23 protein-coding genes and 1 tRNA gene are annotated in these 24,948 nt (G+C 56.4%); 5 read left to right on the top strand and 19 right to left on the bottom strand.

Annotation, left to right across the window (positions count from 1 at the left end):
- Positions 1 to 6 precede the first annotated feature (6 nt).
- From ACSBPU_RS15855 to ACSBPU_RS15775, 17 genes are all read right to left on the bottom strand, one after another.
- Positions 7 to 1,185, bottom strand: coding sequence for a DegT/DnrJ/EryC1/StrS family aminotransferase (locus ACSBPU_RS15855; protein ID WP_442592951.1), 1,179 nt, complete (start codon positions 1,183 to 1,185; stop codon positions 7 to 9).
- Between the two features lie 126 nt (positions 1,186 to 1,311).
- On the bottom strand, positions 1,312 to 2,004 hold the full coding sequence (locus ACSBPU_RS15850; protein ID WP_442592950.1) for an acetyltransferase: 693 nt from the start codon (positions 2,002 to 2,004) through the stop codon (positions 1,312 to 1,314).
- Between the two features lie 68 nt (positions 2,005 to 2,072).
- The gene (locus tag ACSBPU_RS15845) at positions 2,073 to 2,726 is read right to left on the bottom strand and encodes a sugar transferase (RefSeq protein WP_442592949.1); all 654 of its coding nucleotides are present in this window, start codon (positions 2,724 to 2,726) and stop codon (positions 2,073 to 2,075) included.
- Positions 2,727 to 2,756: 30 nt separating this feature from the next.
- The gene (locus tag ACSBPU_RS15840) at positions 2,757 to 3,923 is read right to left on the bottom strand and encodes a glycosyltransferase family 4 protein (protein WP_442592948.1); all 1,167 of its coding nucleotides are present in this window, start codon (positions 3,921 to 3,923) and stop codon (positions 2,757 to 2,759) included.
- A gap of 10 nt (positions 3,924 to 3,933) precedes the next feature.
- Positions 3,934 to 5,088: a hypothetical protein gene (locus ACSBPU_RS15835; RefSeq protein WP_442592947.1), complete on the bottom strand. Its 1,155-nt coding sequence runs from the start codon at positions 5,086 to 5,088 to the stop codon at positions 3,934 to 3,936.
- A 23-nt stretch (positions 5,089 to 5,111) separates the two neighbouring features.
- A complete protein-coding gene (locus tag ACSBPU_RS15830; RefSeq protein WP_442592946.1) occupies positions 5,112 to 6,278 on the bottom strand; it encodes a glycosyltransferase family 4 protein in 1,167 nt (388 codons plus the stop codon).
- Positions 6,244 to 8,253 carry an asparagine synthase (glutamine-hydrolyzing) gene (gene asnB / locus ACSBPU_RS15825; protein WP_442592945.1) on the bottom strand — a complete coding sequence of 670 codons (2,010 nt, stop codon included), beginning with the start codon at positions 8,251 to 8,253 and terminating at the stop codon, positions 6,244 to 6,246. The genes ACSBPU_RS15830 and asnB overlap by 35 nt, the downstream gene beginning before the upstream one ends.
- Before the next feature lie 25 nt (positions 8,254 to 8,278).
- Positions 8,279 to 9,394, bottom strand: coding sequence for a hypothetical protein (locus ACSBPU_RS15820; RefSeq protein ID WP_442592944.1), 1,116 nt, complete (start codon positions 9,392 to 9,394; stop codon positions 8,279 to 8,281).
- Between the two features lie 46 nt (positions 9,395 to 9,440).
- Entirely contained in the window at positions 9,441 to 10,817 is a 1,377-nt protein-coding gene (locus ACSBPU_RS15815; protein ID WP_442592943.1) for a polysaccharide deacetylase family protein, read from the bottom strand.
- 32 nt (positions 10,818 to 10,849) lie between these two features.
- Positions 10,850 to 11,809, bottom strand: a complete 960-nt coding sequence (locus ACSBPU_RS15810) for a GNAT family N-acetyltransferase (RefSeq protein ID WP_442592942.1) — start codon at positions 11,807 to 11,809, stop codon at positions 10,850 to 10,852.
- Positions 11,806 to 12,936: a DegT/DnrJ/EryC1/StrS family aminotransferase gene (locus ACSBPU_RS15805; protein WP_442592941.1), complete on the bottom strand. Its 1,131-nt coding sequence runs from the start codon at positions 12,934 to 12,936 to the stop codon at positions 11,806 to 11,808. Before ACSBPU_RS15805 ends, ACSBPU_RS15810 begins: the two co-directional genes overlap by 4 nt.
- On the bottom strand, positions 12,933 to 13,520 hold the full coding sequence (locus tag ACSBPU_RS15800; RefSeq protein WP_442592940.1) for an acyltransferase: 588 nt from the start codon (positions 13,518 to 13,520) through the stop codon (positions 12,933 to 12,935). Before ACSBPU_RS15800 ends, ACSBPU_RS15805 begins: the two co-directional genes overlap by 4 nt.
- On the bottom strand, positions 13,517 to 14,461 hold the full coding sequence (locus ACSBPU_RS15795) for a Gfo/Idh/MocA family protein (RefSeq protein ID WP_442592939.1): 945 nt from the start codon (positions 14,459 to 14,461) through the stop codon (positions 13,517 to 13,519). Before ACSBPU_RS15795 ends, ACSBPU_RS15800 begins: the two co-directional genes overlap by 4 nt.
- 9 nt (positions 14,462 to 14,470) lie before the next feature.
- Positions 14,471 to 16,675, bottom strand: coding sequence for a polysaccharide biosynthesis tyrosine autokinase (locus ACSBPU_RS15790; RefSeq protein WP_442592938.1), 2,205 nt, complete (start codon positions 16,673 to 16,675; stop codon positions 14,471 to 14,473).
- Positions 16,676 to 16,743: 68 nt separating this feature from the next.
- Positions 16,744 to 17,901, bottom strand: a complete 1,158-nt coding sequence (locus tag ACSBPU_RS15785) for a polysaccharide biosynthesis/export family protein (RefSeq protein ID WP_442592937.1) — start codon at positions 17,899 to 17,901, stop codon at positions 16,744 to 16,746.
- Between the two features lie 318 nt (positions 17,902 to 18,219).
- Complete coding sequence (locus tag ACSBPU_RS15780; protein WP_442592936.1) at positions 18,220 to 18,777, bottom strand: transcriptional activator RfaH; 558 nt, start codon at positions 18,775 to 18,777, stop codon at positions 18,220 to 18,222.
- A 159-nt stretch (positions 18,778 to 18,936) separates the two neighbouring features.
- Positions 18,937 to 19,134 (bottom strand): hypothetical protein, encoded by a 198-nt coding sequence (locus ACSBPU_RS15775; RefSeq protein WP_442592935.1) that lies wholly within the window; start codon positions 19,132 to 19,134, stop codon positions 18,937 to 18,939.
- A gap of 105 nt (positions 19,135 to 19,239) precedes the next feature.
- On the opposite strand from ACSBPU_RS15775, the gene ACSBPU_RS15770 reads away from it, so the two are divergent.
- From ACSBPU_RS15770 to ACSBPU_RS15760, 3 genes are all read left to right on the top strand, one after another.
- Positions 19,240 to 19,368 carry a hypothetical protein gene (locus ACSBPU_RS15770; protein ID WP_442592934.1) on the top strand — a complete coding sequence of 43 codons (129 nt, stop codon included), beginning with the start codon at positions 19,240 to 19,242 and terminating at the stop codon, positions 19,366 to 19,368.
- On the top strand, positions 19,365 to 19,904 hold the full coding sequence (locus ACSBPU_RS15765) for a lipocalin family protein (protein ID WP_442592933.1): 540 nt from the start codon (positions 19,365 to 19,367) through the stop codon (positions 19,902 to 19,904). Before ACSBPU_RS15770 ends, ACSBPU_RS15765 begins: the two co-directional genes overlap by 4 nt.
- A 232-nt stretch (positions 19,905 to 20,136) precedes the next feature.
- Positions 20,137 to 20,517 (top strand): transposase, encoded by a 381-nt coding sequence (locus ACSBPU_RS15760; RefSeq protein ID WP_442592932.1) that lies wholly within the window; start codon positions 20,137 to 20,139, stop codon positions 20,515 to 20,517.
- Between the two features lie 101 nt (positions 20,518 to 20,618).
- Here the strand turns inward: ACSBPU_RS15760 and ACSBPU_RS15755 are convergent.
- A tRNA-Ser gene (locus ACSBPU_RS15755) sits at positions 20,619 to 20,708 on the bottom strand.
- A 230-nt stretch (positions 20,709 to 20,938) separates the two neighbouring features.
- On the opposite strand from ACSBPU_RS15755, the gene ACSBPU_RS15750 reads away from it, so the two are divergent.
- Together ACSBPU_RS15750 and yaaA are read left to right on the top strand one after the other, a co-directional pair.
- A complete protein-coding gene (locus tag ACSBPU_RS15750) occupies positions 20,939 to 21,721 on the top strand; it encodes a 3-hydroxybutyrate dehydrogenase (RefSeq protein ID WP_442592931.1) in 783 nt (260 codons plus the stop codon).
- A gap of 87 nt (positions 21,722 to 21,808) precedes the next feature.
- Complete coding sequence (yaaA, locus tag ACSBPU_RS15745) at positions 21,809 to 22,606, top strand: peroxide stress protein YaaA (RefSeq protein ID WP_442592930.1); 798 nt, start codon at positions 21,809 to 21,811, stop codon at positions 22,604 to 22,606.
- 21 nt (positions 22,607 to 22,627) lie between these two features.
- Here yaaA and ACSBPU_RS15740 read toward each other — a convergent pair whose 3' ends face one another.
- On the bottom strand, positions 22,628 to 24,862 hold the full coding sequence (locus ACSBPU_RS15740) for an FUSC family membrane protein (protein WP_442592929.1): 2,235 nt from the start codon (positions 24,860 to 24,862) through the stop codon (positions 22,628 to 22,630).
- Positions 24,863 to 24,948 lie beyond the last annotated feature (86 nt).

The raw sequence follows: 24,948 nt of genomic DNA, 5'->3' as shown, positions 1-24,948 counted from the left end.
AGTAATTCACCAAGCGGCAGACAGCGCCGAGATTTCCGTCAGCGCGGTGCAGGTTCTTTCGATCTCCCCATCGCTCAGCGTCGGATGCACCAGGAACGCCAGCGAGGTTTCACCGAGCTCCTTGCTGACAGGCAAGCGCTCTTTTGGGCGCCAGCCGGTGTCGTCGAACGCCTTTTCCAGGTAGATTTCAGAGCACGAGCCGGAATAGCAGGGCACGCCGCGTGCCATGATTTCCCCAAGAATCTGATCCCGATTCCAGTCCGGCCTGAGCGGGTCTGGCTGGACGAAGACATAACACCTATAGCCCGCGTGGCGGATGGACGATGGCAAGGTGGGAACGCGCAATCCTGGCACGGCTCTGGCGGCGTCCCAAATGCGACTTGCATACTCCTGGCGTTTCGTTTGCCATTGCTCCATGCGGCGAAGTTGAATCCGCCCGAGGACGGCTTGTGTTTCAAGCATGCGCCAGTTGGTGCCGAAGCTTTCGTGTAGCCATCGAAAGCCGGGTGCATGTTCTCGCTCATAGACAGCTTCCCAGGCTTTTCCGTGGTCCTTGAAGGCCCAGATTCTTGACCAAAGCATTCGGTCGCGAGTCGTGATCATGCCGCCTTCGCCCCCTGTGGTCATGATCTTGTCCTGGCAGAACGACCATGCGCCTATGTGGCCGATGGAGCCGACCGAGCGGCCCTTGTATTGTGCCCCGTGCGCTTGCGCGCAGTCTTCTATGACCCAAAGTCCGTTTTCTTCGGCCAATGCCATGATGGGGTCCATATCGCACGGCCAGCCTGCCAGATGCACGCAGATGATCGCGCGAGTACGTGGTGTCATCACAGCGCGAATGGTGTCCGCGGTGATGTTCTGCGAGTCGCGGTCAATATCGGCGAAAACCGGCACTGCCCCGGCATTGACGACTGTTGATACCGACGCGATGAAGCTGCGCGGCGTGACGATCACTTCGTCCCCGGGGCCGATGTCAAGCGCTTTCAGGGCTGCGTCCAATGCCAGCGTGCCGTTTGCCAGCGCCACGGCATACTCGCATCCCGCCCATGCTGCGAACTCTTGTTCGAATCGACGGCCCTCCCGGCCTGTCCAGTAGTTCACCTTGTTCGATAGAATGACGTCGCGCACTGCGTCGGCCTCTTCGTCAGTGAAGCTGGGCCAGGGAGAAAACGAGGTCTCGAGCATGATTCCGTCCTTTCGTCGGGCGTAAGCGGTCCGCTACATATTCGCCGGATTCCGCTTGCCAGGGTAGCGGTCGTCCGTTCTAAGCTGAAAGCCATAGTGGCGCTGCTTGCAGCACCTGTTTTTTGCCTATTCTTTGCTATGAGGCCTGGCAGGATTTCCTATGACTGTGGTGTAAGGCGATACGTTTTTTGTGACCACCGCGCCCATACCTACGATGGCGCCCTCTCCTATGACCAAGGGCCGGTCGGAGGTGCCTTGTTTAATGATTGCGCCGGTTCCTATATAGGCGTGGTCTTGAATATGAATATTTCCATTGCAATGGACATTCGGCGCGAACGTTACATAGTCGCCGATGACGCAATCGTGCGCGACATACGAATACAGGTTGGAGTGGAAGAACTTACCAATCCTGGCGTTCGAGGTTATGGTGCTGTGGGCGCAGATGATGGCTCCGTTACCTACTTCGTTCCGGTCGTACATCAGGGACCGTGAAGATTGCAGAGACATGGGCCTGACTCCTTTTTCCATGCATTGATCGGCAATACGTTCTCTCACTTTGGAGTCGGCGATTGCAATGTTGAAAAACTTCTCTTCACACGCCATGTTGAAAAACGCCTCTTCGGAGATCACCGGATAGCCATTGATTTCAGTTTTCGTCGGCGTCGTTTCCACAAAGAATATTTGGCTTGCGTCCTTACGGGCGGTTTGGACCGTGGCGGAGACGTATTCTGCAACGAGGGGTATAACCTCGCGTGCAAAGCCACCGGTTCCGTATAGGCCAAATATCATGCGCGGGGTGTTCTTGGGCATCTTGCTCATTTTCGTCCTCTAAACGTTACGTTACTTGTCCAGACCGTTGGATCGCGCGTATATACGGATTCGGAAGCTTATTCACGGGCCTTGCCTTGGTCGGCCTCGGATGATTTTCTAACCTCATCGTCGTAGCGCGTCGCGGTGGCGACCCCCGGCATGGATATTCCCTTACGGCCGAGCACCACGGGAATGGTATGAAGAAAAATGTGGACGTCCATGGAGAACCCGAAGCGTTCGACATACTCGACGTCCATTGAGAACTTCCTGTCCCAGGGCAGGGTGTTCCGACCTCTGATGGCAGGTAGGCTTGTAATGCCCGGCAGTACCTTGAAGCGTTCAGGATAGCGCTCCAGCAACAATTCTTTATAGTCAGGCAGCATCGCTCTTGGGCCGATGAGGCTCATCTCGCCTTTGAGCACATTGATGATTTGAGGCAGTTCGTCAAGACTGGTGCTGCGTAATAGTGCACCGAATCGGCCTAGCCGTTCTTCATCAGGTAATGGGCGGCCGTCGGCATCGCGGTCATCGCTCATTGAACGAAATTTGAACAGCAGGAATTCTTTCGTATCTTTGCCTAGGCGCTGCTGCTTGAACAACACTGGTGACCCTAGCTTGCTGCGCACGAGCAAAGCGACGCAGAGCATGACCGGCCATAGCAGGACGATCAATGCTCCGGCAAAAAGAACGTCGAAGCTGCGCTTGCCGTAATGAGCCCAAAAGCTATCCATTCGTATGCCTCGCGTAACGGAAGAAAGGCCTCAATTGCTCGGTTCGAGCAGTCTGGTATAGAAGCGCAGCATGTTTTCCCAGTGCTGTTTTTGCTCAAAGCGCTGCATGACGCGCAGACGGGCTTGTGCACCCATCTGTTGACGCACGGCAGGTGGTGTGCTGAGCGCCGTGCGCATCGCTTCATGCAGAGCGCTCGAAGAGCGGGGCCGGACCAGCCAGCCGTTTACACCAGGCTCGATGGCCTCATTGCAGCCGTTTATGTCCGTGGCGATGACAGGCAGTTCCATGGCGCCCGCTTGCAGCAACACATTGGGAAAGCCCTCACGGTAGCTGGGAAGAACCAGGACGTTGGCCAGGTGAAGCGCTGGCCGTATATCTGCAAGAAATCCCAGGGAATGGATACGTTTGTGTTGCTGGATGATGAGCTGGTCGCGTTTGCTGATGGGAGCGCTGAGATCCAGCCCGCCGACCAGGATCAGCCGGGCGTGCTCCGGCAATGCGGTGAACGCGGCCAATAGCTCGCTGATTCCCTTGTCGCGGTTCAGCCTGCCCGCGAAGCAGAATACAAACTCCCGAGTGCAAATTTGCAATTGATCGGCAAGAACGCGGCTCGCGTCTTGGGCACAGTCGGCATGACGATCGAAGTGGCATGTGTCCACGCCGGCGATGTTTCCATGACCTATCAGACCCAACGGTTTTGCCGTGATGCCGAAACGTTGCAGGTCATTTTTGACACCATTTCCTTCTGGTACGACCTGATTCGCGCAGGCGCAGATTACACGATCCACCCATATCAGAATTTTCTGCTTGAGCCCGGTTTGGGTAGGAAACACAAGGCCAGTGAATGTATGGATCCGAACGGGTACGCGGCACAACCAAGCGGCGAGCATGGTGACCAGTCCCGCCTTGGGCGTGTACGAATGGACAATGGCGGGCCTGACCTGCATCAGTAACCGTATCATCGACAGCACCGATATCAAGTCGGCTAACGGTGCCATCCCGCGCACCATGCGAACATTGTGTACCGGCACGCGTTCAGTCTGAGCAATGTCATGGCAGATTGGACCTGGAGAGGTCACCAGTTCGACAGCCGTTGTTTTAGCCAGCGCCCTTGCCAAGTAACCCGGCTGATGCTTGAGTATGGTCGCCAATGTTTCGGGGGCCGTGGTTACAATTAAAAATTTCCGTATGCGCATCGTGCAGCCTTCAATATGCGATGTGACGGCTTTTGCCGGGCTTGCGCCTGCCCATCAACGAAAGCAGCAGAAAAATCAGCATTGGCACAAACATCCACTTCTGACGCACAGCAATACCCATGTTGGAGGTCGTCGATGCCAGAAGAACCCATGCCAGTATTGAATAGAACCACATGAAAGCGCGGTTGCCTTCCAAAGGCTGCCTGGGCCATCTTGGAGCTCTGCATAAGGCGGCCACGAACAAGAGCAGTAAAATTACGTTGTCGATTGATGAAGCCAGTGAGAAAAGGCTGTGCGCCTCCAAAGGCACAGGCCTGAAAAGATAAGTGAACAGTTGCATCGGAGGATTCATCGACGCGATATCTATAGAACTGCCGCCCTCCTGATTCTCTTGCTGCCTTTGTTCTATGTAACTGACCAGCTCTTCGGCATTGGCTCCGCTGCCCACTCCTGAATAGTTCATTGCCAGAGGCACCATCAGGACGGCGGCCAGCGCGGCTGCTCCACCCATCATTAATCGTTGGCTTAGAGTGATGCCGCGTTGCACGATCTGCGATCCCGCCAAAGCGAGGATCATGATGCCGGCCACATGCGGCCGGACCATGAGCATGAGTATCACTGCCGTCATCATCAGCCAGACCCTACGCTTGAGACGCAGCGCAGCCCACAGTGCCAGACCCGTTCCCATGAAGGAAATTGCGTCCTTGCCGATTGCCGAGGACCAAAAACTGACGGAAGGCAAGAACGCGATCAGCGTGGCAAGTAGGCGCAGTACTCTCGATTTGTTGGCTGTGGCGACGCGAAGACTGGCGTCAAACGCAATGAGGCCGACGAATCCCAGGATGTTGTAGAAGAAGAAGCTGCCTAGATACGATAGGCCCAGTACGGAAACGCAGAAGAAAGTAAGTAGTTCGACGGCTGCGGAGCCAAAGCTGAACGAGATGTCTCCGCCTAAAGCTGCACGGTAATAACCTTCGGCATCGGCGATGTTGCTGAGCGTATAGATGGCATAGCTAACGCAGAACGCAGTATGCCAGCCATACAGTAGTAGCGAACGGCGGGCGCGTGTTTGGAATGATTTATTGATGGTCACAGCGACGACTGCGCCGGCTAGGAAGACCAGCAAGGTACTGATGACATGCCAGGGAGACGAAACGAGTTCCATTTGGTATTGTCGTGTTCAGTTTTTTATTGGCAACGCCGGATTCGAGGCTTCGTCGTGGACAGAGCATGCTGCCATAGCTTGTCGTAAGCGAGCACCATTTTCTCAATGTCGTATTTTTCAAGTATGTGCTCTCGACAACGTTCTTGACGGGCTATCCACTGCCGGGGATTCGCGCGGCGCTCGCAGAGCGCAATCATGATCGCCTTGGCCAGTGCAGCGGGATCGCCATGGGGTACCAGCCAACCCGTGGATCCTATGATCAAGCGCGCGTCGCCAACGTCCGTGCTGACGCATGGCGTGCCGCAAGCCATCGCCTCGGCCACCACATTGGGAAAGGCCTCGCTGCGGCTGGAAAGCACATGGATATCCAGCGCATTCAGAATAGAAGGAATGTCGTCCCGCGGACCCAGCAGCCGTATGGAGCGTTGAACGCCCGCATCGTGGATGAGCGTGGTCAACTCGGCGTTATCGAACGACATCCCATTGCCGGTCAAAAGGCAAGTGAACGCAGGCAGGCTTTGTGTTAATAAGCTCAATGCTTGAAGAAGGTTCTCATGATCTTTTTCCGGGTCGTATCGGGCCACCATGCCCAGTACGACGGTTTGATCGTCGATTCCTAGCTCGTGACGAATCCTTGATCTGGCTGTGAGATCGGGCTTGACACGGTCCATGGCATAGCCGTTCGGTATCACTGTGAACTTGTCGACCCGGTACCCGATGTTCTGATGCAAAGGCACCGCTCTCTCGGAACAGCACGCGATGCTGGTGGGGATGAAGCTCGAGAGCAACGCGCAAACTTTCATGGTCAGAAAGGTGAGTCTCTTGTTCTTGCCGGCGTCAACATTTGAATGCCGTATTCCCCAAACAACCGTTTTATTTCCGGCCAATCGGGCTATTAGCCCTCCGATCAGATCGGCATGATAGAGCCATGTCTGTATGATGTCCGGATGCAGTGTTTTGATGTGACGATATAGTTTGAACACGCCACGAAACGTGATCCGGCCCCGGGGCATGAACAAGCATTCCACTCCGTGTCCCGCTTGCTCCAGGCGGTCTGCGTAGACGCCGCGGCCCATTAGCGATACGACAAAATGCTGATTGCCCGAACGCCGGTCGGACGTCGTCAGCCGATATAGTGCGCCTTCTGCGCCGCCATTATTCAGGCCGGTGATGATGTGTAGTATTCGCATTGGAGAATTGCGCCCTTGGCTGGCTTTCCCGTTCAAGCCAAGCTTGGAACATCAGTACGCACCAAAGCTTTGCAGAGTGATCGCGTCGGCCGCAAATATGGTCGGCCCAAGAGGCTCTAATTGGAGCGGGATGGAAGAACCCTTCGCGCAAAATGCGCGCTTCGTCTAGTAATGCCTCGGCCCAGGTGCGCAAGGGGCCTCGCAGCCAGTCGGCCAACGGAATGGTGAACCCCATCTTTGGCCGGTCGACCAGCTCTTTAGGTATGTGCCGGTAAAGAACTTCGCGCAATAGCCATTTGCCCGTGCCATCGCGTATCTTCAGGCCGATCGGCATGCGCCAGGCCAATTCAACGACGCGATGGTCCAGCATGGGTATCCTGACTTCCAGACTGTTGCTCATGGCGGCGCGGTCTACCTTGACCAGGATGTCGTCGGTCATGTAGGTTTGAGCGCCCACGGCCATCATCCAATGTTCGAAAGTATCCGTCTTTGGCCAGGCATTCACGGTATTGTGTATGGTGCGAGGCTCCTTCGAGGCTATGACGATACGTTCCGGATCTTTCCAATGGCTGCTGAGTTGGTGATAGAAGCTTTCTTTACCCGTGCATGCCAGAAGCTCGGCCAGCTTGTGCACCTTTTCGCCCGTTATGGCGTCGTTCAGTTTGGGCATTAATGATCGGATTCGACTGAACATCATGTTCCATGCAGGCGGAGGCAGGGATTTCAAGGCAAACGCGGCGCTGCTTCGCAACGGTGCCGGGATACGGCCTATTCTGTTCCAAACCGAAGGTACAAACCGGTAGGTGTCGTAGCCGCCAAACAACTCATCACCGGCGTCGCCGCTTAATGCTATGGCGACATGTTGGCGTGCCAGCCGGCTGACCAGATAAGTAGGTATTTGCGAACTGTCTGCGAAAGGCTCATCGTAGACTTCCGGAAGGCGGGGTATCAAGGCCAGGGCATCGTCCGCCTGCACATAAAGGTCGGTATGCTGCGTACCGATATGCTCGGCAACGGCGCGGGCGTATTGCGCCTCGTTATACTTGTCTTCAGTGAACCCAATGGTGAACGTCCGGACAGGCCGTGGGCTTTGTGTTTGCATCAATGCCACGATTGTGCTGCTGTCTATGCCACCGCTAAGAAATGCACCAAGCGGCACATCTGCGAGCATCTGGGCACGAACGCTTTCTGTGAGCTGCCGTTCAAGTTCTTCGACGGCCTGTGCGGGTGTGCCCTTGAAAGGCTGGTCCAGGCCGGCCCTGGCCACATCGTTCAATCGCCAATATGCTGTTGGACATGCTGCGCGGGCCACTGCCATATCAGATAAGGAAATATCGACGAAATGGCCGGGCTGGAGCTTCCGGATATCTTTATAGATACTGTGCGGTGCGTCCACGTATCCGTGGCGAAGCAATAAAACCACCGCGTTTCGATCGACTTCAGCCTTGAAGCCCGGATGGGCCTTGAGCGCTTTGAGCTCTGACGCAAACAAAAGCGAGCCATCCTGCCACCCCCAGTACAAGGGCTTCTCGCCTAAGCGGTCGCGTGCAAGCGTAAGCATTCTGGTTTGCCGGTTCCACAGCGCTATGGCAAACATGCCTACGGCGGCCTGTAGGGTTTTTTTAACACCCCAGGCGGAGAAGCACGCGAGCAATGTTTCCGTATCGGAATGGCCTCTCCAAGGAGGCGCCTCGCCGTCGCGAGTCAGGCGCGTTCGTAGTTCGAGATGGTTGTAGATCTCTCCGTTGAAGGCCAGTACGTAGCGCTTGCACGCCGAGAGCATAGGTTGCCGGCCCGCTGCTGACAGGTCGAGGATCGATAAGCGACGATGGCCGAGCGTGAGGCAGAGTGCATCATCGACCCAGACATCAAGATCATCCGGTCCCCGATGCGTTACCGCATTGGCCATGTTCCAGCCAATCTCGGCTGCGGCATCGAGACGGATGGGAGAGTAGAAGCCTATCAGGCCGCACATATTGGATCTCGTCGATAAGGTACTGCTAGGAATGCATTGCTTTCAGCCAGTCATGCAATGCTGATACCAGAGAGGTCTTTGAAATATATGATTCGGATTGCCCTGAGACGTCGGCACGCGTGGCAGTCCTCATTAGCCAGGCATATTCAAGAATCTTTTCAATATCCGGGGGGCCAACTTTATAAAACGGAAAAGCAGCGGGAAATACATCGTGATAATTGGCATAGACAGGTAGCCCATTCATCAGATAGTCCCTGACTTTCAGAGTGCAGGCCTGTAGCATGCCTTTACGGTGCAACGCGAACGATGACAGGCCCAGCCAGCACTTTTGCGATAAGAGCCCGATCTCGGCGCTGGTCAGGATTCCATACGTTTTTATTCTGGAATCGCCGGCTGCTTCAGCCTGGTCTTGGCGATTCAGGCTGCCCACCAGATGCAAAATGAAGTTGGATCTCGAGTTTCGCAGGCTTTCTAATAGAAGATCGAGCCCATGCCAATCGGCGAAATGGCTGGCAACGAACAGTAGCTCTGGAACCGAGCGCCTGCTATCGATAATTTCCTTATGCTTTTCATCCGGGTAGTAGACGCCGTTAGGATAAACATAAGCAGCTTTATTCTGGTCGTTTATACGATTTTTTTCGTAGCGGACTATTTCATCAGTAACGCCGATAAGCCCTGCGGCTTCCTTCAAGGTTTTTTTCCCGAAGAAATTTTCAATGCCGATTTGTGCCGAACGTATCAATACTCGATTGGAGTGTCTGATCTCCGGTATCTCAAGGGTATGATGGATCGAGTAGGTCGGTCTGCCGAGGCCGCTAATACATGCGGTCTGAAACGCGTCGTATGAGCTATAACGCAGAAGCACTACATCATAGTGCGCGGCTTGTTTTTTGATCCACTGGTAGTATTCATGGCGTAGCTTTATCCAGTTCGCTGCCCGGTGGCGCATCTGCGGGGCGGGATTGGAACTTACCGCTTTTGCTGCAACGAAGACATCGCTGGATGGGTGAGTTGTGTCGGGGCAAAAAAGCCTTGTGGCCCAGTTCATATTGTTCTTGCGGGCCGCTATTTGTTCCCAGTGCATCTGGTTCACAATGCCATGAATCGGAGTCGGCATGAATGCGGCATGCAGAACTTTCATAGGAATTCACGTAGAAAATGACAGTCAAGTGCTGTTGTCGGTCGAGCTACGAAAGCAGGTCTATATAAAGATCCCGTTCCTGCTGACTATTGAGATGCGAGTTATGCCATAGCAAGGTGAAGCACCCTTTGACGGCATGGCAGGCATCTTTTAATTGGACGAACTTTGCCCGCGCGGCGGCGCTTGTCCCCAAATTCAGATAGCGCGAGGCGATCACTGTGCATTCCATGGCGATCAATGGTCGAATACGCAAATTAAGTGCTTGGCCGATTACGGGATCGAAAGCCGGGTACTCGAAACATGTACCGCAACGGAAGCCCGGATGATCTGCATAGCTAAGGGAGCTGTCGTAGTTCATGCCTGCTTGTTCCCAGCCATGCAAGGTCGTCGGCGTTTCCCAACGGAGATAATGCATCCGACCGCCCCATGCATATTGCTCGATTTTTTCTTCCTGGCACAAACGTTTTAGCCGCGCTGCTTCGGCAGCGATCACATGGGGATACCGATAGGCGTTATAGCTGGGATGCAGACCGATGTTATGGCCGCGAGCGTGAATCCGGCGCATTAAGTCCCGGATAGAAGGATGCTCGACTTCGTACCGTGCATCCTTCGTCAAATCTGTTCGACCGCACATGAAGTAGAACGCGCTGACCAGGCCATGACTCTCCGAGGCATCCATAATCCAGTCAAAGGTATTGTAGGGATCGTCCGGGTGCAGTCGTTCTCGTGATTCCCACCAGAGCCTAGGCGTTTTCAGTGCCTGAATGATGTCATGTCGCTTCAGTACGTCGCCTGCCATCTTGCGAACGAGTTGCATGCCGCTGGAAAAGCTATACACTCCGACCCCATCGACGTCGTGCGACACCTGGATCGAGAACCGATGCTCGAGTTGTTTCAATGAGGGCCAAAGTCGTTTGATGACTTGGCCAAGTATGTCCAGCCATTCATCAACGACTGGACGCTCCAGATAGCCATGCTTGTATGCATGGGATGCAGTGGCGGGGAAGCGCCCGTGAAGATCCAGATCGCTGCGCCCGACCTCTTCCTGGCGAGACAGCATCCAGTAGGCGAGGCCAAGTATGTCGTAATGGATAGTGACTCCCTGCTTGTCTTTTTCTATTAATGGAGACCGTAAGCTGGCCGACCCTGGTGCCGGCAGCGGCCGGTCCAAAGGAGTGTCCCAACCCTCATTGGCGCCATCCCATTGTGTAAATGGTAGATCGGAGTCAGTACGGATGAATGTGCGTAAATTGGATGCTATGCGGATGGCTGAACGACTAAAAGGTATCGATAGGTTGGTATAACCCATTGATTGCGACATCGTGAATACGTGGCCAAAACGTTCGAACAAAATTGACTGCAACCAATCAAGGGCCGTGCGGGTGTGATGCGTGTGTATTTTGTTCATTTGGATGTCTGTCATTTTCTTATTCTGCTTGACACATGCTTGCCCAGTCAGCGAGCGGGTCGCAGGGACTTCACGAACTTTCCCAGCGCATATAGCTTTGACGGGGTCTTTGAAACGGAAAAATAGGGTACCTGCACGGTATTGAATTGCCGGTACGAGCGCTCAACGGGCTGTATCATGCTGCCTTCGAAGTCAAACCTCTTGGCTTTGGTCGAGACGTGCTTCAGTGCCTCACGAAACAGCAAAGAAGCCGCGCCACTGTTCCTGTAACGATGGTCTATGGTGCTGATCAAGTTGTAGGCACTATTTTGGTCCCACACTAGAAAAAGCGCCGCATGCAAGATTCTGTCTTTACCATATGCTGCAATCGTGCATGCCTGTTTGCGCTCGTACCCACGGTCGTACATACGCTTGAATACGTCGAAAGCATAGGAAATCTTTGCATTCTGTTGGCTCAGGATCATTTTGTGGTTGTTGTAGAACAGCTCTGCCGGTATATCGAATGCAACGTCAACGATTTTTTCGGCTTTTCTGATGTTTCGTCGCTTGCTTGGCGAAAAGCCTGAAAGCACTACGTCCAGGTCTGAAAGATCTTCAATGACATATGTATAGCGGGTCGTTTGTTCAAAACCCGACCAATAAAAGGGTAGCCAGTTCGTATTCGAGTAATGCCACCGCTGAATATAATGGTCAAAAGGCGGCAAGCGGGCGATCAACGCGTCCATCATTTCTTTCTGCCGGCTAAGCCGTGTGGCGCTTTTTGTGGTGTCGATTCTCAGCCAAGGCCCCAGCGTTTGAGTCAGAGGCGGTTGTGTCAACAATTTGAATCCAAGTCTTTTTCTCATGACATATGGCATGGCAGCGATGACGGCCCCATTCTTCTCCACCAATGCCACGTCCCAGTTGCTGTTCCCGGCCACCGCGTCCAGCCACCATGCGCTGCTAAAGAGTGGAATCGAGGCCTCGGTGTCGCAAAGCGCACGATAGATTGCTTTTGCGTCTTTCATTCAATATTGCTTGCTATGGAAAGGTCGTGATCCAAACTGGATAATGCAGCTTCCAAGGCGCTTGAAATCAACCGCTGTTGCTGCACGCTCAAATATGGATGCATCGGCAGGCTGAGCACCTGCTCCGCCGCCTTGTCGCCCACAGGCAGCCGTGCCGCGCTGTCGGCGACGGCGGGCTGCATGTTCAGGGGAATCGGGTAATGAACCGCTGTGGGAACGCCGGCTCGCTGCAGATGCGCCTGTATCCGCTCGCGATCCGGCACGCGTATGGTGTACTGGGCGAATACGCTGACATTGTGGGATTCCGTATAAGGCGTGGAGTCGACACCCGCATCCTGAAGCAGGTCGTTGTAGGACAGCGCCACCTGGCCGCGCAGCGCGATCTCTTCGTTCAGGATTTCCAGCTTGGGCAGCAGGATGGCGGCTTGAAGGGTGTCCAGCCGGCTGTTTACGCCTAAGCGAATATGGTGATAGCGGCGTTCCTGGCCATGGCGGGCGATTTGCCTCAGTACCTTGGCAAGTGCCGCGTCGTTGGTGAAGAGGGCGCCTCCATCGCCGTAGCAGCCCAATGGCTTGCTGGGAAAGAAGCTGGTGCATGCAATGGTGCTTAGGTTGCATGAGCGCCGGTCTTTGTAGCGGGCGCCGAAACTTTGCGCGGCGTCCTCGATGACTGGTATGCCGTGCTTGCCGGCCACGGCGTTGATGGCGTCCATGTCGGCGCACTGCCCATATAGCGACACCGGAATGATGGCTTTGGTACGCGGGCTGATGGCGGCCTCCAGAAGCGACGGGTCCAGGTTGTAGGTGCGAGGGTCTATATCCACATATACGGGCTTGGCTCCCAGCAGCGCAACGGTTTCGGTAGTCGCGATATAAGTGAAGCCAGGCGTGATGACTTCATCTTGGGGGCCAATGCCCAGTGCCATCTGCGCAATTTGAAGCGCATCGGTGCCGTTGGCGCAGGTGATGCAGTACCGGGCACCGACGAAAGCGGCGAGCTTTTCTTCCAGTTCGGCGACCTCCGGTCCCAGGATGTACTGGCCATGGGTCAATACGCGTTGAATGCCGGCATCTATTTTTTCTTTGATGCGGGCTTGCTGGGATTTCAGGTCTATGAAGTCGATCATGGCTGCGGATCCTGTTTGCTTATTTGATTGCCATTGAGGACATAGCGTGCGTTGGTATGCGGGCAAATCGCCACGCCGCCGCCATTGAGCGGCAGAGCCAGCTGTTCGCCGAATTCGCTCATCCAGCCGATCTGCCGCGCCGGCACGCCTGCCATCAAGCCGTACTCGGGGACATCCTGGTTGACGACCGCGCCGGCACCGATAAAAGCAAACCGGCCTATGGTCACGCCGCAGATGATCGTGCTGTTCGCACCGAGCGTCGCACCCTTTTTGACAAGAGTGTCGCGATACTCATTCTTCCGCTCTATCAACGAGCGTGGGTTATAGACGTTGGTAAAGACCACGCTGGGGCCGCAAAAAACGCCGTCTTCCAAAGTAACGCCATCGAACACCGATACGTTGTTCTGGATCTTGCAGTCGTTTCCGATGATGACCTGATTGCCGACATAGACGTTTTGCCCCATGGATACCCGCGCGCCCACGCGTGCGCCGCCACAGACATGCGTGAAGTGCCATATGCGGGAGCCCTCTCCAATTTGCGCGCCCTCATCGACGATGGCGCTCGGATGCTGGTAGTAGTTCATTTTTTCAGGAACGGATGGTAGTCGCCCAGCAAAGGCGCCTGCGCGGCGTTTCGAATCGTGGCGACCGTGGTGATGGCGCAGCGGTTGTCTTCCAGACCGTAGCCGCGTCCTTGCAGGATCTCTTCGTAACTGCGGATATGCAGGTCATTGAAGCCTCCGGAGAACTCGATCTCCTCACCGTCGACAGTGATGGAACGATACGTGCGCTGCCCGGCGGCCTGCTGCGCCTGCGGTACGTCGTCCACGTCGACCGACAGGAACCAGCGGGCCCTGGCGTGCTTGTACTCGAGATAGCCGGCGGCTTTCGTGTCGGATGAGTGATGTACGACGTTGTGCTGCAGATCACCGAAAATGAAGTGCAACATATCGAAGAAATGCACGCCGATATTGGTTGCAATCCCCCCTGACTTCTTCAGGTCGCCCTTCCAGGATCGCAAATACCAATGGCCGCGCGAAGTGATGTAGGTGAGGTCGACCTCGTGCTTGGTGTCGCGTGGGTCTGTCTGTACTTTCTCGCGTAGGGCCACAATGGACGGATGGACGCGCAGCTGCAAGATGGTATTGACCTTGTGGCCGGTATCGCGCTCGAGTTCGAGCAGCCCGTCGATATTCCATGGATTGAGCACCAGCGGCTTCTCGCAGATTGCGTCGGCGTCCGATCGCAGCGCGAAGCGCATATGCGAATCGTGCAGATAGTTGGGAGAACAAATCGATACGTAGTCGATGCGTTTGGTGTGATTGGCGCGGCGCATCTTGTCTATATGCCGATCAAAGCGCTCGAACTCGGTGAAGAAGTCGGCGCTTGGGAAGTGACTGTCGATGATGCCCACTGAGTCATTCAAATCCAGGGCGGCAACCAAGTTGTTGCCGGTCGCCTTAATGGCTTGCATATGGCGCGGAGCGATATAGCCGGCCGCTCCGATCAGGGCGAAGTTCTTCATATTGGCTCGCTAAGCTCCATAGTTCGAGTATGGATAGAGTGGGGTGCCGTAGCCTCGGCTGTTCAGTGACAGGTCATTCAGAAGTACGCCTCTGGCGTCTGCGCCGACCTGGCGCAGACGCTTGGCGGACTCTTCCAGCTCCGCGATGGTCGAAATGCGGGTACGCGCCAGCAAGAAGACGGTTCCCGCCTGCGGCGCCAACGCCATGGCGTCGGACACCGCCAAGATAGGAGCGCAATCCAGTAGCACCACATCGTATTGTGCGGATGCCTTCTCAAGAATCTGCGCGACAGGTTCCGACTGCAGCAGTTCCGCCGGATTGGGAGGCAGAGTCCCCGAAGTGATGAGGTCCAGATTTGGCATCACGCTTTCACGCAATGCTTGTTCCAGCGATAGGCGTCCGCTGGCCAGCTCGCTCAAGCCGCCTCGACGCTCCAGCCCGAAGTACTGATTGATATGGCCTCGACGCAGGTCGGCATCGATAAGCAGCACTCTCTTTCCGGCTGCACCCAGTACGGCGGCAAAGTTCACGCTGACAAACGATTTTCCGGTGTTGGGTGTGGGGCTGGTCAAGAGCACGATGTTGTTGGGCGCCTCCTGCATGGCGAATTGCAGCGCTGTACGTAGACTGCGCAAGCTCTCAATGGCAGGGTCTTGGCTAGCGGTATTCACCAGCAAATGCTTGCCCGAAACGTGCTCCTGTATCAATGACTGCAATTTGACTTGGGGAGCGGAGTGCGGAATGGCCGCAAACACGGGCAAGCCAAGGTGTGACTCTATTTCGCTGGGATGCCTGATTCCTGTGCGCAGCATGTTGCGCAGCAAAGCCACGCCGATGCCCAGCGCCAGGCCGAGGATCGACGCGATCGTCATGGCTAATGGACGATTTGGCTTGATAGCTTGCTGGGGCAGGGCGGCCGTGTCGACAACGCGAACATTTCCCACCTTGCCTTCCTTGATCAGGCGCAGCTGCTGGGCGCTATTGAGCAGGCTTGCGTACAGTTCGCCATTGACCTTGACGTCGCGAACCAATGTGAGCAGCTGTTGTTCCAGATCGGGCAAAGTCTTGATACGGCCGGCCAGCTTGGCGATTTCGTCCTTGACTGCGCTGATCTGTTCCTCGATGACGCGAACGCTTGGATGGGCCGGCGCAAATCTGGATGAAAGATCACGGTATTTTTGTTCCAGCTCGAGCAGCTGCGTTTGAAGGCTCGCCGACGTATTGAGCGTCAGTGTGCCTTGAGTGGTCAAATCGAAGGTGCCGTGGCGATCACGAAACTGGGTGTATTTCCGTTCGGACTCTTCCATTTGTTGTTTAAGCTGCGGTAAGAAGTCGTTCAGGAATGCGAGCGACTTTTCCGCTTCCGCCGACCTGCGCTCTATATTTTGTCGTACGTAAGCTGCGCCGACCGCGTTCAGGATCTGAGTGATATGAGTGGGGTTTGTCCCCTCGAGACTGATGGACAGCACTCCCGACGGCTTCCCTTTTTCGGCGATCGCCAGGCTGTCCTGCAGGTCCTGGATCACGTTCAGGCGAGAGCGGCGCACGATGGCGAATTCGGCCCCGGGTTCGGCATGCAGGCTGTTGACCAGAATGGCGGCCGGCTGTCCGTCTATATGGAACTTGCTCAAGGTGCCTGTCTTGCCTTCAACCACCTTGCCGTGACCAGGAACGAGCAGTTCGTACCCGGTCTCTGTGGTGCGCAGCATAAAGTGCTGACCCTCCAGACCCGGAGGCACCGTCAGTTGCTCCACTTGTATGGATTCAGTACCCCATACGTATCCTCCGAAACCCAGGAGTCCGGGCTCCGTCAACTGCGTTGCGCGGCTCGCCAGCCATGAACCGACGACAGGCAGGTATTTCGGGTGTGCCGTGACATACAGCTGCAAGGCGTCCGCCGCTTGTCCCACGACCAAGCGCGACCGGAGGATTTCCATCTCTGCCGAGGCGGGAGTCTGCACATTGAATACATTGGCCAACTGGTCAAGCATGTTATTGGCGGTGCCCTGAGTTTGTTCGACTTGTATCAATGTGTCGGCACGGTAGATGGGCGGACTCAAGTACGCGTAAGCTGCTCCTGCGAGAAGAACAAGTGATGTGATGGCCAGAATCAGCCATCGAGCCTCCAGCACCACATCGAGAAGGCCGCGAAAATTGATGTCGTCGTAAGGTTCCGGCGAAGAGACGTTTGCGTTGCGATGGAAAGTGCTCATGCGGTTTGAACCTTCGACTGATGCGGAAGTGGCCAGCACGTGCGAGCCGGCGTGCGATGGCGACCCGCTCATCGGGTTATTTCCCGGGTGCTGTAGACGACGCCGTAGCTGGGAAGCAGCATGCTGATCACGCGATTCCAGCGGACGACGGGGGCCGGGTCCACAAACACGATGTCGCGTGCCTGCAGGAAAAATCCATTGGCAAGCACAAAGGCCGTCGGTGAGCTGGCATCGAGATGATAGATTTCGGGCCGGCTTCCGGCGCCTCCGCGTATGACGTAAATCTGGCGCGGGTCGGCGGCTGCGGGATTCACGCCCTTGGCTTCGCCCAACGCGTCGCTCAAAGTCAGGCGGCCGTCATGCAAGGGCTGGGAGCGGGGCTCCACGACGTCCCCCAGTACAAAGACTTTTGATTCTTCACGGCTGACGACCCGCAGGAGATCACCGCTTTCCAGCAATATTCTGGTGGGATTGATTCCGGTGCTGATCAATTGCGGAAGGTTGATGCGCGTCGTGGCGCCATGGCGTGTCAGGATGATCGAGGAGCGATCCGCGGCGGGAGTGAATCCGCCCGCGCGGTTGATGGCTTCGGGCAGGGTCAGGGGGATGTCGTCCATGGTTTGCAGACCGGGCGTCCGTACTTCCCCATCGATATACACGCGGCCGTTGCGATAGGCTTTGATGCGCACCGTCAGTTGCGGGTCGGTAATATACGGCGCCAGACGCCGGGTGAGCAGTGACCTTGCTTCGTATTCCGTGAGGCCGGCGACCTTTATGGCGCCTATGAAAGGAAACTGGATCAAGCCGTCATGGCAGACGTTATAACCATCGCCGATGGTGGGTGGACGGGTGGATGGATCCGCCGCCGCTTCGAGGTTGGCGGATACCGTGGTCAGCTCTGGGTGTCCCCACACCGTTATATTGAGAATATCGCCGGAGCCGATCTTGTATGCCTTCCCGATACCGAACAGCCCTTCGACGTCCTGCTGTGTAGCGGTGGCCAGTGCTGCCTTTTGTTGGCTGATCAGCTCTGGCGTGATCGTCATCAGGGCCCCCGGCGGGGCGCCAGCGTCTTCCAGGGACTTGGCGACTGCCTGAGGAGGACCCATGTACATGCCCGGAGAAAGGCTGCAGGCCGATAGCAGCCCGGCCAGGCAAATTACCAGGCAAGCGGCGGCGTAGCGTAAGCATGCGATACGAATCCGGTCAACAACAAAATTGGACATCGAAGACTTGTCTATGTAGAAAGGGGACGATTCCGCAGCGTGTTTATTGGGTGGCCAGAAGTTAACCGCCGTGTTTCCAGGGATGACGCCGTATATCAAAACACTTTGAGACGACGCGCCTGCCGGTTATTCCCAATGCCCCTCAAACCCAGTCAGCGTGCAGGCTACCGCAGTGTTTTTCGCCATTCTTCGGCAAAAACACCAGCGGACACCTTGCGTGTAGTTATAGCTCGCCGGCATTTGCTTTTCTCTAGGATAGATGTCTTAGGCTGAAGCCGAAAAACCTACACTCAGGCTGTCTTTCAGCGTTAACAGGTCCTAGATCAGTTCGATTTGATCGTGCTCCACTTTGAGCGTTTTTTGCCGGCCGAGGAGCTCCAGCAATATGGTCACTCGCTTGGACGATACTGTTTGAACGAGCCCTTCCAGACCATTTAGCGCTGCGGCGCGCAAGCGCACGCGACGGCCTGGCTGATAGGGGCTGATGGTTTGAAGCGGCGCCTGGTTTCGCTGTTCCTCGAGCGACTGAATGGTTTGCAAGATTTCCGGCTGAACAACCGCGAACTCGGCGCCGAATGTGACGATCGAGCTGATTCCGCGTGTCGAGCGCACTGTGGCAACGGAGTGCCTGGGACTTGAGGGTTGGAAGAAAACGTAGCGCGGGAACATCGGCTCGTAAGCGACAAGCATCGAGTTTGGGTCGCCGGCTGAAACAAGGTTCGCTTCGCTTTTGCCTGCGGGCTTTCTGAGGGTCTTGAACAATGGGGAATAGGTATGAAAACCTTGCCGCTGCAAATTGGCGACTGCGACGCCTTCCTGTCGGGGCTTGGTATAAGCCGCATACCATGCCACAGTGGTTTGCAAGTGAGCGGTCATGCTTTGCTGCCTCCGCCTTTCGCAGCCTCTTGTGCTAGGGCCATGCCAGGGGCCAGACCCCATATGGGGTCTGGCCCCCCATTGAGTTCTTGTCCCTCTAGGTAATCCAAGCTGAAGTAGGCCATGGTCGTCTCCTTTTTTCACGACGATAGCAGTGCCTTACAGGTCTTCATATCCGCCTATAGGCGGATTTTTCATTTCAGACCTGCCATTTGGTGGGGTTTTTTTATTTCTATCCACCGAGAGAGGCCGATGGCCGATATGAAAAATTTCGAGGCGATGGCCGTCAAGCTGGCGGGTGGGCAATAGATGCCAATGGGAAAGCCTATTGGCATTGCCAGCCAGACGTAGCGCCATTTACCGATTTCTGGATGGCCCAACAGATCGAAGCCCCGCATTTTGGGTATACAGGTGACTACAAGGAATCACTGACAGAGCGGCCCAGGGATCCAGGCCTCTAGCTTGGCAGATCCGCAGCAGGCGAACGGCAAGGGGGCTGGTTTGGCCGTGTATGCGCCGATCAAGCCGCTGCAGGGCCCGAATTTTGCTTATCTGTCGACCGCAATTCAAAAATGCAGGAGAAGAATGTGAAACGAACTCTCGCCACGTCTCTTTTCGTGCTGCTTTCGGGGTGCGCCACCACCCCATCAGATATGCCCACGCAGCAAGGCGTTGATCTGCAGAGATACGCAGGCACATGGTATGAACAGGCCCGTTTGCCCAATCGCTTTCAGGACGATTGCGTCGGCAACGTGAAGGCCGACTACGTATTGCAAGCCGATAAGACCATCACCGTTACAAACCAGTGCCGAACGAAGGATGGGGCCACCAAAGTCGCGCAGGGCGAAGGCAGATTATCCAACGCATCCACACCGCGGGATCCATCAAAGCTTGAGGTCAGATTTGCACCAAAGTGGACCTCCTGGCTGCCTATGGTTTGGGGCGATTACTGGATACTTAGGCTTGAGGGCGATTACCAATACTCGCTCGTAGGGACGCCAGACCGAAAGTATCTCTGGGTGCTTTCCCGAGATCAAAACGCTGACGATTCTGTGGTCAATGAACTGCTGGACTATGCGCGGACTCTCGACTTCCCAGTAGAGCAGGTGACTAAATCGGAAAAGTAGGATTCACCGCCCCGGCTTCTTAGGCCGGGGCGCCTCATGGGCGCATCGCTAGCAGCGGTGCTGGTCCCTCTTTACCAAAACGATGACCGCAGGCGAGAGCAGCGTGAACAGCAGCTGCTAACCGACTGGACTGTTTCGAAGGAGGTCTATCGTGTGAGTTCACGGCTATGTAAGATTGGTGAGTCAGTTCGCAACTCCTTCGAGGCGCCGCCATCACTGGAATCAGTCATCCATGCAAAAGGAGCGACTGCGCCAATACTTGGCCCAGTCGCCGGTGCTGCAGGCGCTGTACTTTGCCAAGCCGCAACTGAATGGCTTTCTGGTCATGGAGAGTCTGAAGGCCAAGCGGGCCAAGCAGATGCTGCCCCAATTCCTGGCCCTGATCCGTCAGTTTGAGCAAAGCCCGGCCAAGGCACTGGCCGCTACGTTACGATCTTGGCTGGAGCCCAGCGTACGCATGTGGCGGTTCACCAAATCTAATGGCATCACCGAAGGGTTCCATACGAAGATGGAGATGCTCTCACGCAGAGCGTATGGCTTCAGGAATTTTGAGAATTACCGCATGCGGGTCTTGGCCCAGTGCGGTTGGAACGGTGTCATCAACCGTGTCTAGTGAATGCGCATCCCCCGAAAATGGGGTAGAGCCGCTGATCCTCGAAAATGGGGAAGAGCCGGGGTCAGACCCCATATGGGGTCTGACCCCTTTTGAATTCTTGGCGGACAGGGTGAGATTCGAACTCACGATACGCCTAAACGTATACCGGATTTCGAGTCCGGCGCATTCGACCACTCTGCCACCTGTCCTGGTTCCTGCCTGGCTGCAAGATTGCCTAGCCACGTACACTGTAAAAGTGTTGGCAAGCAAGGCTCGCGTAGTCGAAAGCGCCCTTGCTGGATCGGCAAAGAGCGATATTCTAGCAAGAATCCGAGAAAAATCATAATCGCGTTTTTCTTCCTGCCTATATTGGCCAAATGTCGGGGTTCAGGGCGGTAAACTATGAGCATTGACCAGCTTGATCAAAGAAAGGGGCGCTATGCTTATAGGAAAAAATGCGGTTGTCACGGGTTCGACGAGCGGGATAGGGTTGGCCATCGCACGCGAATTGGCCGCCAATGGCACCAATCTCGTCATCAACGGATTTGGCGATGCGGACGAAATAGAAAAGCAGCGCATCAATCTGGAGCTCGAGTACGACGTGAAAGTCTGCTATATCAATGCCGACCTGATGCGCGGCGATGCCACCCGGGCTTTCATCGACCAGGCGGCCAGCGCGCTGGGTGGCATAGATATCCTGGTCAACAACGCGGGCATACAGCACACCGACCCTATCGAGAGCTTTCCCGCCGAGCGCTGGGATGCGATCATCGCGCTGAATCTTTCGGCCGTTTTTCATGGTACCGCCGCCGTGCTGCCGTATATGAAGAAAAAAGGCTGGGGCCGCATCATCAACATCGCATCGGCTCATGGGCTGGTGGCCTCAGCATACAAGTCCGCGTATGTTGCCGCGAAGCACGGCGTGGTCGGGCTGACCAAAGTCACTGCGCTGGAGAGCGCGGGCTCGGGCATTACCTGCAACGCCATATGTCCTGGCTGGGTGCGCACTCCGCTGGTCGAAAAACAAATCGAAGCGCTCGCACAGAAGCTCGATGTCTCGATAGAAGACGCCGCCAAAGAGCTGCTTGCTGAAAAGCAGCCTTCGCTGCAGTTCGTCACGCCCAAGCAGCTCGGCGCAGCAGCGGTGTTCCTGGCGTCCGAGGGTGCGGACCAAATGACCGGCACGACATTGTCGCTCGATGGCGGCTGGACCGCCCGCTGAATCATTGCGGTCCGACGTTGACCGGGATTCCGGCGGTTCGGGCCGCCGGTTCGCGCTTGTCCGCGCACCATTCAAAGAAGGATAGAAATGCTGTTGCTACTTTCGCCGGCCAAGAAGCTGGATTATGACTCGCCCGTACGCACGGCGCTGCATACGCAGCCCTTGTTCATTGACGATGCGGCCGAACTGATTGCCGTCCTGAAAAAAAAATCCGCCGCCGATATCGCCTCCCTGATGAAGCTCAGCGATGCCCTGGCCGAACTGAATGTTCAGCGCTATGCCGAGTGGCAGCCGGCATTCGATCTGTCCAACTCCAGGCAGGCGGTGCTTGCGTTCAACGGAGACGTCTACGAAGGGCTGGATGCGCCCACGCTTTCCGATGCTCAGCTGAAATGGGCTCAGCAGCATATCGCCTTATTGAGCGGGTTATATGGCGTGCTCCGTCCGCTCGATCTCATGCGGCCTTATCGCCTTGAAATGGGCACCGGGCTCGCCACGAAGCGGGGCAAGAATCTGTATGAGTTCTGGGGCGAAAAGATATCAGCCTGCTTGAACGAGCAATTGGCGACGCTGCCCGGCAAGCGAGACCCCATCGTGCTCAATCTTGCGTCCGAAGAGTATTTCAAGTCCGTGGATAAAAAGACGCTGCGTGCGCGGGTCGTGCAATGTGTGTTCCAGGACTACAAGAACGGTGTTTGGAAAGTCATCAGTTTCCATGCGAAGCGCGCACGGGGCTTGATGGCGCGCTACGTGATCGAAAACAGGGTCGCCAAGCCCGAGGGCCTGTCCGGCTTTGACAGCGAAGGCTATGCGTTCGCGGCAGCCGAGTCCTCGGCCGACCGGCTTGTGTTCCGCCGAAGGGGTCAGGCCCCGAACGGGGTCTGACCCCAGGGTGCCGCTCGCAAGCTATTGAATGCTGCGCATTTCCTGGCGGACCAGTTGCGAAGCTTTCACCATTTGTCTCAGCGGGTAGGCGAGCGTCGCCAGCTCGCCCTCGGTTTCTATGGAAGCAGGCGGTTCGGCGTCTTTGTCGTCCAGATAGGCCTGGATGGCGTCCAGAGATGACTGGATGCCGGGCGGCACCTGTTCCAGATTGCACAATATGGGTATGGCCGACGTGATTTGCAGCGCCAGGACGTGGTTCTGGATCAGGAGGTTGTTCAGCTCGGGCACATTTTTCTGGCGCTTGATGGGTTCGTCCATCATGCGGTAGAAAGCGGCCGCGAAATTGCTGAAAGCGATGTGCATGTTTTTGCGCGCAAGCCGCCAGCGCACTTCCGCCTCTTCGACAATGCCCTCGCCGGGAAGCACTTCCTCGCCACCGGGCGGTTCCGTCAAGGCCGCTCGGTCCGCCGCCATCGCCGACGACCGCAATCTGGCCCTGGCCAGATCCGCGAAAACCAGGCCGGTGCGCAGGAACTCCTGATTGGCGTTCTTCAGAGCCCTCGCCAACGACCCCATATAGCTGTGCTCCCACCAAGGCAGGACATAGCTGCACAGCAGCGCGATGCCGCAGCCCAGGAGAGTATCGACAAGGCGCTCTCCAATGACGGAACTGCCGTCAGGGGTCAGGAAGTGGAATGCCAGCAACACGAAAACCGTGTTGAAGAGGGCGGCGAGCATGAAGTTGACGAGTATCAGGCTGTAGCCCAGCACGCAGGCGACGACCAGAACGGCAAGGTAGACGTCGGTGTTCTCGGTCGACTTGAATAGTGCCAGGGCCAGGCCGCATCCGATCAGCGTGCCGACAAGGCGCCAGCCATTGCGTTGCCGCGTGAGCGCGAAACCGGGCTTCATGACCACCAGGATGGTCAGGACGATCCAATAGCTGTGGGCGCTGAGTCCCGGAACCACGCGATTCAGCAAGCCGGTCCGGGCCAGCGCGGCTGAGACGGTCAGCGCCAGCACGGCGGCCATGGCCACCCTGAGCGCGTACCGGCAGTGCGAGGAGTCCAGCCGCAGATTGCTGGTGAACATACCGAGCCGCCAGGTTTGCCTCGACAGGAAACGATCCAGGGATTTGTCCAGCCGCATGTCCACCAGCTCGATGCTGGCCTGCTTGCCGGTGTGATGGGCCATGCGCTCCACGAGGCGCGTCGCGTTGCGCAGGCGGCGCAGGATCTGCACCAGCAGTGCGTAGATTTCCGGCTCGCGCTCGGCCATGCCGTCGGTACGGTAGCTTACCAATTCAAATTCGATGGCGCGCAATTCGGCCTTGACGCTGTTGCGCTCGCTGGCGGCCTTGTCCCGCGCCACGCACAGCGCGATATGTTCGACGTTGCCGGAAAGCTTGCGCAAGGCGTCGCGGGCGAAAATCAGCACGTCGCTGTCCGGCACGCGGCGGCGCAGGGTGGCATAGTCGGTATGAGTGGCTACCAGTGTGTCCAGCAGGGCCACCATGTCGATGAAGACGTTCAGCGACGCGATCCGCAGCTTGTCGTTTCTTCCCTGGCCGCGCGGCAGTTCGCGCAGTACGGTGTCGCGAGCCGCCTGGTGTTTTTCCGTCATGGCCGATTGCGCATGGATCAGTCGCCTATAGTTGGCTTCCAGTTCAGTGTTTACATCGTAGAATGCGGAACGCGCAGCCATGTAGTCGGCGGTTGCAAACAGCGCCGCCGACAGCGCATGCTGTTCTTCGCGATGCCAGAAGATTCGATGGGTGGCAAAGCTGAAGAGAAAATAAAAGGCGCCGCCTCCGAAAGAATAAAGCGTGTGCTGCAGCACTTCATGCGGACTCAGTGGGATGCGCATCGTCAACGTCATGATCAGCAGGCATGCGAATCCGAGCAGGCCGCCTTGCTTGCCGAACACTGTGAGCATGGAGAACGCGAAGCACAGCGTCGGGACGAGCAGCCAGATGAACAGGCTATGCGAGGAAGCGAGGCCGGTCAGCAGGACGGTTGCGGAGCCCAGCACCATTGCGGCCAGCATGCCGTTGGTTCCGTAGCGCCGAGGGCCGCCGGGCTGGTCCAGAATGGCCACGCAGCCCGCGCCTACGGCCGCAATCATCCCGACGCTGTACATTTGCATGGCGCCGACAAGAACCAGTGCCGGTAGCAGCACGCCTACGGCCTGCCGCAGTCCGCCATAAAAATAATGGCTGTACACGAAGCGCTGGAGCTGCGGAATGCGAGATACCATACATGTCCGGAACGGAGATGGAAGTAGGGAGTATAGACAACTCTGAGGGGTCAGACCCCCTACGGGGTCTGACCCCACGTCTATTT

The organism is Parapusillimonas sp. JC17, assembly GCF_052180245.1.
In the GTDB taxonomy this organism is placed as follows: Bacteria; Pseudomonadota; Gammaproteobacteria; order Burkholderiales; family Burkholderiaceae_B; genus Parapusillimonas.
This window is presented reverse-complemented; position numbering and strand designations above follow the sequence as displayed.